11 protein-coding genes are annotated in these 11,555 nt (G+C 66.6%); 7 read left to right on the top strand and 4 right to left on the bottom strand.

The window, feature by feature from the left end; genetic code table 11:
• Positions 1-687: NAD(P)(+) transhydrogenase (Re/Si-specific) subunit beta (locus tag TSO5_RS30205; protein WP_146203870.1), on the top strand; the 687-nt coding region annotated here is incomplete at its 5' end.
• Positions 688-884: 197 nt separating this feature from the next.
• Here TSO5_RS30205 and uraD read toward each other — a convergent pair.
• Entirely contained in the window at positions 885-1,397 is a 513-nt protein-coding gene (uraD, locus tag TSO5_RS30210; RefSeq protein ID WP_109155074.1) for a 2-oxo-4-hydroxy-4-carboxy-5-ureidoimidazoline decarboxylase, read from the bottom strand.
• Between the two features lie 8 nt (positions 1,398-1,405).
• Positions 1,406-2,335 carry an allantoinase PuuE gene (gene puuE / locus TSO5_RS30215; protein WP_109155075.1) on the bottom strand — a complete coding sequence of 310 codons (930 nt, stop codon included), beginning with the start codon at positions 2,333-2,335 and terminating at the stop codon, positions 1,406-1,408.
• Positions 2,336-2,647: 312 nt separating this feature from the next.
• Here puuE and uraH point away from each other — a divergent pair, with 312 nt between their 5' ends.
• The 4 genes from uraH to TSO5_RS30235 all read left to right on the top strand — a co-directional run bounded on the left by uraH (position 2,648) and on the right by TSO5_RS30235 (position 6,844).
• Entirely contained in the window at positions 2,648-2,998 is a 351-nt protein-coding gene (gene uraH / locus TSO5_RS30220) for a hydroxyisourate hydrolase (RefSeq protein WP_109155081.1), read from the top strand.
• Positions 2,999-3,122: 124 nt separating this feature from the next.
• Complete coding sequence (gcl, locus tag TSO5_RS30225) at positions 3,123-4,892, top strand: glyoxylate carboligase (protein WP_109155076.1); 1,770 nt, start codon at positions 3,123-3,125, stop codon at positions 4,890-4,892.
• Positions 4,893-5,067: 175 nt separating this feature from the next.
• A complete protein-coding gene (locus tag TSO5_RS30230) occupies positions 5,068-5,988 on the top strand; it encodes a LysR family transcriptional regulator (protein ID WP_109155077.1) in 921 nt (306 codons plus the stop codon).
• A 112-nt stretch (positions 5,989-6,100) separates the two neighbouring features.
• On the top strand, positions 6,101-6,844 hold the full coding sequence (locus TSO5_RS30235; RefSeq protein ID WP_109155078.1) for an SDR family oxidoreductase: 744 nt from the start codon (positions 6,101-6,103) through the stop codon (positions 6,842-6,844).
• On the opposite strand, the gene TSO5_RS30240 is transcribed toward TSO5_RS30235, so the two are convergent.
• On the bottom strand, positions 6,725-7,816 hold the full coding sequence (locus tag TSO5_RS30240; protein WP_146203871.1) for an AraC family transcriptional regulator: 1,092 nt from the start codon (positions 7,814-7,816) through the stop codon (positions 6,725-6,727). The two genes, TSO5_RS30235 and TSO5_RS30240, sit on opposite strands and share 120 nt — an antisense overlap.
• Positions 7,813-8,646, bottom strand: coding sequence for an IclR family transcriptional regulator (locus tag TSO5_RS30245; protein ID WP_109155079.1), 834 nt, complete (start codon positions 8,644-8,646; stop codon positions 7,813-7,815). The genes TSO5_RS30240 and TSO5_RS30245 overlap by 4 nt, the downstream gene beginning before the upstream one ends.
• 134 nt (positions 8,647-8,780) lie before the next feature.
• Between TSO5_RS30245 and TSO5_RS30250 the strand changes: the two genes are divergently transcribed.
• Both TSO5_RS30250 and oxc read left to right on the top strand, forming a co-directional pair.
• Complete coding sequence (locus TSO5_RS30250; RefSeq protein WP_247871039.1) at positions 8,781-9,614, top strand: GntR family transcriptional regulator; 834 nt, start codon at positions 8,781-8,783, stop codon at positions 9,612-9,614.
• A gap of 43 nt (positions 9,615-9,657) precedes the next feature.
• Positions 9,658-11,421 carry an oxalyl-CoA decarboxylase gene (gene oxc, locus TSO5_RS30255; RefSeq protein ID WP_199231064.1) on the top strand — a complete coding sequence of 588 codons (1,764 nt, stop codon included), beginning with the start codon at positions 9,658-9,660 and terminating at the stop codon, positions 11,419-11,421.
• Positions 11,422-11,555: the final 134 nt, after the last annotated feature.

An 11,555-nucleotide genomic window follows, 5' to 3' on the forward strand; every position in this document is an offset into this window, starting at 1 on the left:
AACCTGCTGATCATCACCGGCGCACTGGTGGGCTCCTCGGGCGCGATCCTGTCCTACATCATGTGCAAGGGCATGAACCGTTCGATCTTCAACGTCATCCTCGGCGGCTTCGGCGGTGAGGCTGCCGTGGCCGGCGGTGAGGCCAAGGGTCCGCAGGGCTCGGTGAAGGCTGGCTCGGCTGAGGATGCCGCCTACATCATGAAGAATGCCCAGTCGGTGATCGTGGTGCCGGGCTATGGCATGGCGGTGGCCCAGGCGCAGCATGCCCTGCGCGAGATGGCCGACAGCCTGAAGCATGAAGGCGTGGACGTGAAGTACGCCATCCATCCGGTGGCGGGCCGCATGCCCGGTCACATGAACGTGTTGCTGGCCGAAGCCAACGTGCCCTACGACGAGGTGTTCGAGCTGGAGGACATCAACCGTGACTTCGGTACGGCGGATGTGGCCTTCGTCATCGGCGCCAATGATGTGACCAACCCGGCCGCCAAGACCGACCCGTCGAGCGCCATCTACGGCATGCCGATCCTGGATGTGGAGAAGGCCAAGACGGTGTTCTTCATCAAGCGCGGCATGGCGGCGGGGTATGCCGGTGTGGAGAACGAGCTGTTCTTCCGGCCGAACACGATGATGCTGTTCGGCGACGCCAAGAAGGTCACCGAAGAGGTCGTCAAGGCGATGGAAGCGTAACGGGGGTTCTTACGGAAAAAGCGCGCCGCTCCGGTTGGGGCGGCGCGCTTCTTTTTATGGGGGAATGTCGGCTTCGATGCCCCCTCCCTAACCCTCCCCCGCCTTTGGCGGTGGAGGGGACTGCCGCCGCTTCGCAGAAGGCACCCTCTCCCGCGGAACGCGGGGGAGGGTCGGGGAGGGGGCAATCGGAGCCGACGCTATCCCACCACCAGATCGTCCAGCCGGAACCCCGCGATCTTGTAAATCTCTTCCAGCGCCCGGCCGAACTCCACATCCGGGTCGTTCGCCACGCGCTCGCGCATCGCCGCCAGAATCTCCTGCTTGCTGCTGAAGCGCACCGCCATGATGAAGGGAAAGCCGAAGCGCTCGCGATAGGCGCGGTTCAGGTCGCGCTGTTCCTGCGCCTCCGCCTCCGTCAACTCGTTCAAGCCCGCCTTGGCCTGTTCGGTCTGCGAAAAGGCGGTCAGGGTAGCGGGGCGGCTGGCGCGGTCGGCAAGGTCGGGGTGGGCGAGGATCAATGCGCGTTGCCGCTCCGTCCCGGCGTTGCGGACGATGTCGGTCATCACCGCACGCAGGCTGTCCGCATCGGCGAAGGGCCGCTTGTCCCAGGCGGCCTCGGCCACCCAGGGGCTCTCCTCGAACACCGCACCCAGCGCCGCGACGAAGGCGGTGCGGTCCATCCGGTTCAGATCGTCCAGGCTGTAGGGCATCTGCGCTCTCACTTCGCGGTGTAGGGATGTTCGGCGATCCAGTGGCGGGCGATGTCGAGCCGGGTCGCCACCCACGCCTTGTCATGGCTGCGCACATAGTCGAGGAAGCGCGCCAACGCCGCCGCGCGGCCGGGCCGGCCGACCAGTCGGCAATGCAGGCCGACCGACATCATCTTCGGCGCCGTCTCCCCCTCCGCATAGAGCGTGTCGAAGCTGTCCTTCAGATAGGCGAAGAACTGGTCGCCGCTGTTGAAGCCCTGGTTCGTCGCGAAGCGCATGTCGTTGGCGTCGAGCGTGTAGGGCACGATCAGTTGCGGCCGGCCATGGCTGTCGTCCCAATAGGGCAGGTCGTCGGCGTAGGAATCGGCGTTGTAGACGAAGCCGCCTTCCTCCGCGACCAACCGCCAGGTGTTGGGGCTGCAGCGCCCGAGATACCAGCCGAGCGGGCGTTCGCCGGTGACGCGGGCGTGGACCTCGATGGCGCGCAGCATGTGCTCGCGCTCCACCTCGGGCGGCAGATGCTGATAGTCGATCCAGCGCCAGCCATGGGTGGCGATCTCCCAGCCGGCGGCCTTCATCGCGGCGACCACCTCGGGATTGCGCTCCAGCGCCATGGCGACGCCATAGACGGTGACCGGCAGGTTGCGCTCGGTGAACATCCGGTGCAGCCGCCAGAAGCCGGCGCGGGAGCCGTATTCGTAGATCGACTCCATGTTCATGTGGCGGGCGCCGGGAATCGGCTGGGCGCCGACGATCTCCGACAGGAAGGCCTCCGACGCGGCGTCGCCGTGGAGGACGCAGTTCTCGCCGCCCTCCTCGTAATTGATGACGAACTGCACCGCCACCCGGGCGCCGCCCGGCCAGTTGGCCTGCGGCGGGGTGGCGCCATAGCCGATCATGTCGCGGGGATAGCCCTGGGGTTGGGCGGTCTCGGTCATCGTCGTCTCGCTCGCTGCGGTCGAAGCGGGGACTACGCTAAGCCATTGGCGGCAGGGGGTTCAATCGGCGGATTGGGCGCGGGGCTGAAGACAGTTTCCGGATTTCGGAGGGTGGGATTGCGATGTGGATGCGCTTAAGTTGGCGGTTCTGATCAATCGTCGGCTTCGAATGCCCCCTCCCTAACCCTCCCCCGCCTTCGGCGGTGGAGGGGACTGCCGCCGCTTCGCATAAGGCACCCTCTCCCGCGAAGCGGGGGAGGGTCGGGGTGGGGGCATTCGAAGCCGATGACCAAACCCAAGGAGACCACCCCCATGGGCCGCCTGACCACCCACGTCCTCGACATCGCCGCGGGCCGTCCGGCGCCGGGCATGCGCATCCGCTTGACGGCGCTCGACAGCGGCACCGTCCTTGGCGAGTTCACAACGAACGCCGATGGCCGGCTCGACGCCCCGGCGCTCCAGGGCGAGGATTTCAGACCCGGACGCTATGAACTGCTGTTCATGGCCGGCGACTATTTCCGCCGCATCGGCGTCATCTCCGGCGACGGACCGGACTTCATCGACGAGGTGCCGCTGCGCTTCGGCATCCAAGACGCCGCCCAGCATTACCATGTGCCGCTGCTGGTTTCGCCCTGGGCCTATTCCACCTATCGCGGCAGCTGACGTCCTCTCCCCCGTTCGCGCCGCTTTCCAGCCTGTGGAAAAGGCAACCCGTTGATTTGCCGTACCCACCATCCGCGCGCTTAGCTGTCTTCAGGAACAATCGCGTTTGGTGAGGAGTCGAGCGATGGCGAGAATGACGGCGGCGGAAGCGGCGGTGCGGGTGCTGGAGCGGGAGGGCATCGACGTCTGCTTCGGCGTCCCCGGCGCCGCGATCAACCCCTTCTACGCGGCGATGCAGCGGCGCGGCACGATGCGCCATGTGCTGGCTCGCCATGTGGAGGGCGCCTCGCACATGGCCGAGGGCTATACGCGGGCCAATGCCGGCAACATCGGCGTGTGCATCGGCACCTCCGGCCCGGCCGGCACCGATATGATCACCGGCCTCTATTCGGCGATCGCGGACTCGATCCCGATCCTGTGCATCACCGGACAGGCGCCGCGCGCCCGCCTGCACAAGGAGGATTTCCAGGCCATCAACGTGCCGGACATCGCCAAGCCGGTGACCAAGTGGGCGCTGACCGTGCTGGAGCCGGCGCAGGTGCCCTACGTCTTCCAGCAGGCCTTCCACCTGATGCGCAGCGGCCGGCCCGGCCCGGTGCTGATCGACCTGCCGATCGACGTCCAGATGGCGGAGATCGAGTTCGACGAAGAGGCCTACGAGCCGCTGCCGGTCTACAAGCCCGCAGCCACCCGCCAACAGGTCGAAAAGGCGCTGGCGATGTTCGCGGCGGCGGAGCGTCCGCTGGTCGTGGCCGGCGGCGGCATCATCAACGCCGATGCGTCGGAAAAGCTGGTCGAGTTTGCCGAGCTGATGGGCGTGCCGGTGATCCCGACGCTGATGGGCTGGGGCACCATCCCCGACGACCATCCGCTGATGGCCGGCATGGTCGGTCTGCAGACCGCCCACCGCTACGGCAACGCCACCATGCTGAAGTCCGACTTCGTGCTGGGCATCGGCAACCGCTGGGCCAACCGTCACACCGGCTCGGTCGAGGTCTACACCAAGGGCCGCAAGTTCGTGCATGTCGACATCGAACCGACCCAGATCGGCCGCGTCTTCATGCCCGACCTCGGCATTGTCTCTGACGCCGGTGCCGCGCTGGACATGTTCATCGCGGTGGCGAAGGAGTGGAAGGCCGTCGGCAAGTTCAAGGACCTCGGCGCCTGGGTCAAGGACTGCCAGGGCCGCAAGCGGTCGATGCACCGCCGCAGCGACTTCGATCAGGTGCCGATGAAGCCGCAGCGCGTCTATCAGGAGATGAACAGCGCCTTTGGCCAGGACACCACCTACGTCACCACCATCGGCCTGTCGCAGATCGCCGGCGCGCAGTTCCTGCACGTCTACAAGCCGCGCCACTGGATCAACTGCGGCCAAGCCGGCCCGCTGGGCTGGACCCTGCCGGCGGCGCTGGGTGTCCGGGTGGCCGATCCGAAGCGGCGCATCGTCGCACTGTCCGGCGACTATGATTTCCAGTTCATGATCGAGGAACTGGCGGTCGGCGCCCAGCACAAGTTGCCCTACATCCATGTGCTGGTGAACAACGCCTATCTCGGCCTGATCCGGCAGGCGCAGCGCGCCTTCCAGATGGACTTCCAGGTGCAGCTGTCCTTCGAGAACATCAACGCGCCGGAGATCGGCGTCTACGGCGTCGACCATGTCGCGGTGGCCGAAGGGCTGGGCTGCAAGGCGATCCGCGTCACCGAACCCGACCGCATCCAGGACGCCTTCACCCAGGCCCAGGCCTGGATGGACGAGTATCAGGTGCCGGTCGTCGTCGAACTGGTGCTGGAGCGGGTGACCAACATCTCGATGGGCACCGACATCGACAACGTCACCGAGTTCGAGGAGACGCTCGACCTGCCGGTGGACGAGAGCGAGACCGTTCTGGTCTGACGATCCTCTCCGTCTGACGAAAGCCGCCGGGGCGCCGATGCGCTCCGGCGGCTTTCTTTTTGGCCGGATTGCTGCATCGCGCAAATTCCCTTCTCCGTTTCGCCCGTGCTAGCGTCCTTTCCGATCCGTAACCCACCGGTTCGGCCCAATGGTCGAGAGGGGAGTCCGCGCGAGCATGGCGTTGCTTGAAAACATGCGCATCTTTGTCCGCGTCGTCGAGCTGGGCAGCCTGTCGGCGGCCGGACGGAATCTGCGCATGTCGCCGGCCATGGTCAGCCACCGCATCCAGCAGCTGGAAACCCATCTCGGCGTCCGGCTGCTGAACCGCACCACGCGGCAGTTGCAAGCGACCGAGACCGGGATGGATTTCTACCACAGCTGCCTTGAGGTGCTGGAGGCGGTGGAGCGCGCGCAAAGCAGCATCGCCGCCGGGTCCGGCGTGCCGTCGGGCAGCGTGCGGGTGACGGCGCCGCTGGGCTTCGGTCGCCGTATCCTGTCGCCGCTGGTGCCGGACTTCTGCGCCACCCACCCGCTGGTGGAGGTGCGGCTGCGCCTGTCCGACCATTTGCTGGATCTGTTGCGTGAGGCGGTGGATGTCGCGGTGCGGATGGCGGCGCTGAAGGATTCCAGCTTCGTCGTGCGCAAGATCGCCGACGTGCGCCGTGTGCTGGTGGCCGCCCCCTCCTATCTGTCGGAGCGCGGGACGCCGCAGAAGCCGGCGGACCTGTCCGCCCATAACTGCCTGCTTCTGCGCTTTCCCGGCACCCAGCAATATCAATGGAGCGTGTTGGAGAGCGGCGAGCCGGTGAAGCTGCCGGTGTCGGGCCGCTTCGACGCCGACGATGGCGACGTCCTGACCGGCTGGGCGCTCGACGGTCGCGGCATCGCCATGAAGCCGCTGTGGGAGGTGGCAGAGCATCTCGCCAGTGGTGCCCTGGTGCCGGTGCTGCCGGATTCCCCGCCGGAACCGATCACGCTGGCCGTGCTCTATCCCCACCGCGCGCTGGTGCCGGCCAAGGTGCGGGCCTTCGCCGATCACATGGTGCCGAAGATCAAAGCGGCGCTGACGGCGATTTCGCCGGACACGATCCTGTAGCGCGGTGAGCGCCGTCATTTCCTGAACGATCGCGCAAGTCTTGCGAACGCCCGCGCATTCAGCGTTTGCCGCCCGGCGTCTATCGTTTCCGTCCCCACAACGGAGACGACTCATGAACAGCTCAGCACCCACTCCGAAGGTCGTGGCGATCACCGGTGCAAGCAGCGGCATCGGCGAGGCGACGGCCCTGCGTCTGGCCGCGTCCGGCGCGAAGCTCGTCCTCGGCGCCCGCCGGGCGGATCGGCTGGAAGCGCTGACTCAGCGCATCGCACAGGCCGGCGGCGAAGCGGTCTTTCTGCCGACCGATGTCCGTCGGCGCGGCGACCTGACCGCTCTGGTCGGGCTGGCATGCGAGCGGTTCGGACGGCTCGATGTCCTGATCAACAACGCCGGGATCGGTCCGATCTCGCCGCTCGACGAGTTGCGGGTCGAGGATTGGGAAGACATGGTGGACGTCAACATCAAGGGCGTGCTCTATGGCATCGCCGCGGCGCTGCCGGTCTTCCGCGCCCAGGGAAGCGGCCATTTCGTCACCACGGCATCGACCGCCGCGCACCGCACGGTGCCGACCATGGCCGTCTATGCCGGAACGAAGGTCGCCGTCCGGACCATCTGCGAAGGGCTGCGGCAGGAGGCCGGCGAGACCCTTCGGGTGACGGTCGTATCCCCCGGCTTCATCAACACCGACTTCATTGAAGGCATCACCAGTGCGGAGGTGCGGGCGCGGCTAGCCGCGTCACGCGACGCGCTTGGGATTCCGCCGGATGCCGTCGCCCGTGCCATCGCTTTCGCCATCGACCAGCCTGCCGATGTCGACATCAACGAGATCATCGTGCGCCCCACCGCGCAGGCCTGACCGCTCCGCCACCAGCCCGGTTGCCGCATGCCGGTTGCGGTAAAGGCTCGGCGCCATCCCGAAGGTCCGCTTGAAGGCGTTGCTGAATGCGCTTTCCGACTGGTAGCCGAGCGACAGGGCGATGGCCGACACCGGCGTCGTGTCGCAGCACAGCTCCCGCTCGGCCAGCCGCATGCGCCAGTTCAGCAGATAGGTGAGCGGCCCGACCCCGGCCGCCGCCTTGAAGCGTACAGCGAAGGTCGTCCGCGACATGCCCACCGCCCGCGCCAGTTCCCCGAGTTGCCAAGCGCGGCCGGGATCGCCGTGTATCAGCCGCAGGGCGGGCGCGAGGCGCACGTCGCGCAACGCGCCGGCCCAACCGGGACCGAGCGGACCGGATGTGGCGAGGTGGGCGCGGATGATCTGGACGAACAGCATCTGCGCCAACTGACCCGACACCAGCATGGTGCCCGGCCGCTCTCCGCCCAACTCGGTCCCGAGCTGGTCGAGCAGCCAGCGCATGGCCGGTGCCTCCGGCGCTCCCGACCGAACATGGACCAGCGGCGGCAACACATCCCGGAGCAGGTGGCCACGGGTCGGATCGAGCGTGACATGCCCGCCGACCGCCAGGAACTCCGCGCCGTTGCCGACAGTCACCCGGTCCCCCTTCGTCGGATCGCCGGCCGCCGCGGCGAAGGCGCTGGCGCCGTCCTCCGCCGGCAGGTCAAGATCGCTGCCGAGCCGAAAAGGTCGGTTCGCTGCCAGCATGATCACATCGCCGGTGTCGAGGTGCCGCGGCTCATCGATGCCGTCCACCGCCAGCCAGACGTTGCCGGTCATGATGGCGATGAACTTGATCATCCCCGGCGGCGGGAAGCGCAACGCCCAGTTCCCGCCGGCCGCCAGCCGGCCGGACACGGCGCAGCGGCTGCCCGCCAGCGTCAGGATGTCCGAGAGTGGATCGCCATCCGCAGAAGAGCGGCCCTCCCTCACACCCCGCGCGCCCGCACCAGCAACACCCGCGCCTCTTCCGCGGCGCGGTGCAGGTGCGGCAGGAACTGCACCTCCATCTCCGGGCAGGTGACGCGGGCCGCCTGGGCGCTGATGTTCATCGCCGCGACCACGCCACCCGACGCGGTGCGGATCGGCACGGCGATGGAGCGCAGCCCCAGCTCCAGCTCCTGGTCCACCAAAGAGAAGCCGCGCTCCCGCACCCGCTCCAACTCGCGCTTCAGCGCGTCGGCCGCCGTGATGGTCCGTTCGGTGTAGGGTTTCAGCGGAACCCGCGCCAGATAGGCGTCGAGTTCCGACTCCGCCAGCGCCGCCAGCAGGACGCGGCCCATCGAGGTGCAATAGGCGGGCAGGCGGCTGCCGACATTCAGCCCGACCGACATGATCCGCTTGGTCGCCGCGCGGGCGATATAGACCACGTCATCCTCGTCCAGCACGGCGGCGGAGCAGGATTCCTGCACCGCCCCGCTGACCTGTTCGATCAGCGGGTCGAGGATCGTCGCCAGCGGGGCCGACGACAGGAAGGAATAACCCAGCGCCAGGATCTTCGGCCGCAGATGGAAGGTGCGGCCGTCCGATCCGGCATAGCCCAGCTGCATCAGCGTCAGCAGGCAGCGCCGCGCCGCCGCCCGCGGCAGGCCGGTGATCTTGGCGATGTCGGCGATGGTCAGGTTCGGCTCGCGTTCGGTGAAGGCGCGAATCACCGACAGGCCACGGGCCAGAGAGGTCATGAAGTTCGGGTCGGACGCCTCCTCCGCGGCGCCGGATGACGGCTCGTCCGCGGCCTTGGCCAGATGCTGAGTGTCGGCCATGCGATGGCTCCTTCCCCGAAGAGCGGTCCTAGGATGGCCAAATTAGGGCGATTACCGCGCAATAGCCAGAAAAATCGAACAAAACCGCTCGCAACTCCGTCGGCGGCAGAAATAGTTCGAGGTGCCCGCAATTGATGTTGCGGGTGTCTGGCATCTGGTATACCGTATCGATAATTCAAAACGACGCGCCACAGGGCGATCACCCGGACGCTCGCACAGGAACGCTCACGACAACAAGCGGCGCCGATGGCGTCGGCGCGCAAAGGGTCGGAAACGTGATGAACCGAGAAAGATTCAGTGTTGAACCCCTCGAACAGGGGATGAGCTTCAAGGCCAAGGCCTACCAATCGCTGCGACAGGCCATCACACAGATGAACATCTACGGCCAGAGCAACGAGATCAGGTTGGACGAACGCCGTCTGTGCGAAGCGTTGGGTGTCAGCCGCACCCCGGTGCGTGAGGCTATGGCGCTGCTGGAACAGGAGGGGTTCATCCGCTCCCAACCGCGGCGCGGGATCTTCGTGGTGCGCAAGACGAAGGCCGAACTGGTGGAGATGATCACGGTGTGTGCCGCCCTGGAAGGCATGGCGGCACGCCTGTTCGTCGAAAACGCCACCACGGACAAGCTGGAACTCCTGCACGCCGCGTTCGACAAATACACGAAAGCCGAGTTGGCGGAGCATGTCGCCGAGTATTCGGACGCCAACATCGTCTTCCATCAAAGCATCGTCCAGGCTTCGGGCTCCACCCTGATCTCGGACCTGACCGACCGCTTCTTCATCCATATGCGTGCGATCCGCCGCGCGACGATGGGCCTCGGCGACCGTGCCGACCAGTCCGTCCACGAGCATCGGGAAATCATCGAGGCGCTTGCCGCCCGCGATGCCGATCTCGCGGAACGCCGCGTCCGGGAACACACGCTCGGTCTCGCACAGTACGTGGAACGGCATTGCGCCTTCCTCGACTAACCGATCTTGAACCTTTTTGGAGCCTCGGGGAGGAGTCACCCATATGTCTACTGCGGCTGCAACGATCACTAAGAACCAGGCCACGGAAGCATCTGTTGTCGAAGACGCGCCGGCGCTGACCGACGGCTTCCAGCTCGTCATCGACGCGCTCAAGCTCAACGACATCAACAACCTGTATGTCGTCCCCGGTATTCCGATCTCCGACCTGCTGCGCATGGCGCAGGCCGAGGGCATGCGCGTCGTTTCGTTCCGCCACGAACAGAATGCCGGCAACGCCGCCGCGATCGCCGGTTTCATGACCAAGAAGCCGGGCGTCTGCATGACGGTTTCGGCGCCGGGCTTCCTGAACGGCCTGACCGCGCTGGCGAACGCCACCACCAACTGCTTCCCGATGATCCTCATTAGCGGTTCCTCGGAGCGCGAGGTCGTCGACCTGCAGCAGGGCGACTATGAGGAGATGGACCAGCTCGCCATCGCCAAGCCGCTGTGCAAGGCCGCCTTCCGCATCCTGCACGCCCAGGACATCGGCATCGGCGTGGCGCGCGCCATCCGCGCCGCCGTATCGGGCCGTCCGGGCGGCGTCTATCTCGACCTGCCGGCCAAACTGTTCTCGCAGGTGATGGACGCCGTCGAAGGCGCCAAGTCGCTGGTCAAGGTGGTCGATCCGACCCCGGCGCAGTATCCGTCGGCCGACGCGGTGAACCGCGCGCTCGACCTGCTGAAGGGCGCCAAGCGTCCGCTGGTCATCTTCGGCAAGGGCGCCGCTTACGCCCAGGCCGACGAGACGATCCGCGCCTTCGTCGAGAAGAGCGGCATCCCGTTCCTGCAGATGAGCATGGCCAAGGGCCTGCTGCCCGACACCCATCCGCAGTCGGCCGGTGCCGCCCGCTCGCTGGTGCTGCAGGAAGCCGACGTGGTCATGCTGGTCGGCGCCCGCCTGAACTGGCTGCTGTCGCACGGCAAGGGCAAGACCTGGGGCAAGCCCGGCTCCAAGAAGTTCATCCAGGTCGACATCGAGCCGAGGGAGATGGACAGCAACGTCGAAATCCATGCTCCGCTGGTCGGCGACATCGCGTCGGTCATGGAAGTGCTGCTGAAGGGCATCGACGGCGGCCTGACACCGCCGACCGAGTGGATGGCCACAGTCGCCGCCAAGCGTGAGCAGAACGTCGCCAAGATGGCGCCGAAGCTGATGAGCAACGCGTCGCCGATGAACTTCCACGGTGCGCTGGGCGCTCTGCGCCGGATCATCAAGGAGCGGCCGGACGCCATGCTGGTCAACGAGGGCGCCAACACCCTCGACCTCGCCCGCGGCATCATCGACATGTACGAGCCGCGCAAGCGTCTGGACGTCGGCACCTGGGGCGTCATGGGTGTCGGCATGGGCTACGCCGTCGCCGCGGCGGTGGAGAGCGGCAAGCCGGTTCTGGCGGTTGAGGGCGACAGCGCCTTCGGCTTCTCCGGCATGGAGGTGGAGACGATCTGCCGCTACAACCTGCCGGTCTGCATCGTCATCTTCAACAACAACGGCATCTATCGCGGGACCGACACCAACCCGACCGGCGGGGCCGACCCGTCGCCGATGGTCTTCGTCCCCGGTTCCCGTTACGACAAGATGATGGAAGCCTTCGGCGGCGTCGGCGTCCATGTCACCAACCCGGACGAGCTGTACCGCGCGGTCAACGAGGCGATGGACAGCGGCCGTCCGACCCTGATCAACGCCGTCATCGATCCGGCGGCTGGCACCGAAAGCGGCAACATCGGCAGCCTGAACCCGACCAGTTCGGTCCGCAAAATGCCGTCCTAAAGGACGGCCGACCACACGACTTTAAAAAAGCAGGGGGAGAGATACATGGGCAAGGCACTTCAGGGCGTGCGGATTCTCGACTTCACGCATGTGCAGTCGGGACCGACCTGCACCCAGTTGCTCGCCTGGTTCGG

Origin of the sequence: Azospirillum sp. TSO5 (assembly GCF_003116065.1) — a bacterium.
Lineage (GTDB): Bacteria > Pseudomonadota > Alphaproteobacteria > Azospirillales > Azospirillaceae > Azospirillum.

What these genes read in the sequence shown, in the direction of transcription:
- uraD (WP_109155074.1), bottom strand. Translation starts at nt 1,397, where the DNA reads ATGCCCTACAGCCTGGACGATCTGAACCGGATGGACCGCACCGCCTTC.
- puuE (WP_109155075.1), bottom strand. Translation starts at nt 2,335, where the DNA reads ATGACCGAGACCGCCCAACCCCAGGGCTATCCCCGCGACATGATCGGC.
- uraH (WP_109155081.1), top strand. Translation starts at nt 2,648, where the DNA reads ATGGGCCGCCTGACCACCCACGTCCTCGACATCGCCGCGGGCCGTCCG.
- gcl (WP_109155076.1), top strand. Translation starts at nt 3,123, where the DNA reads ATGGCGAGAATGACGGCGGCGGAAGCGGCGGTGCGGGTGCTGGAGCGG.
- TSO5_RS30230 (WP_109155077.1), top strand. Translation starts at nt 5,068, where the DNA reads ATGGCGTTGCTTGAAAACATGCGCATCTTTGTCCGCGTCGTCGAGCTG.
- TSO5_RS30235 (WP_109155078.1), top strand. Translation starts at nt 6,101, where the DNA reads ATGAACAGCTCAGCACCCACTCCGAAGGTCGTGGCGATCACCGGTGCA.
- TSO5_RS30245 (WP_109155079.1), bottom strand. Translation starts at nt 8,646, where the DNA reads ATGGCCGACACTCAGCATCTGGCCAAGGCCGCGGACGAGCCGTCATCC.
- TSO5_RS30250 (WP_247871039.1), top strand. Translation starts at nt 8,781, where the DNA reads ATGTTGCGGGTGTCTGGCATCTGGTATACCGTATCGATAATTCAAAAC.
- oxc (WP_199231064.1), top strand. Translation starts at nt 9,658, where the DNA reads ATGTCTACTGCGGCTGCAACGATCACTAAGAACCAGGCCACGGAAGCA.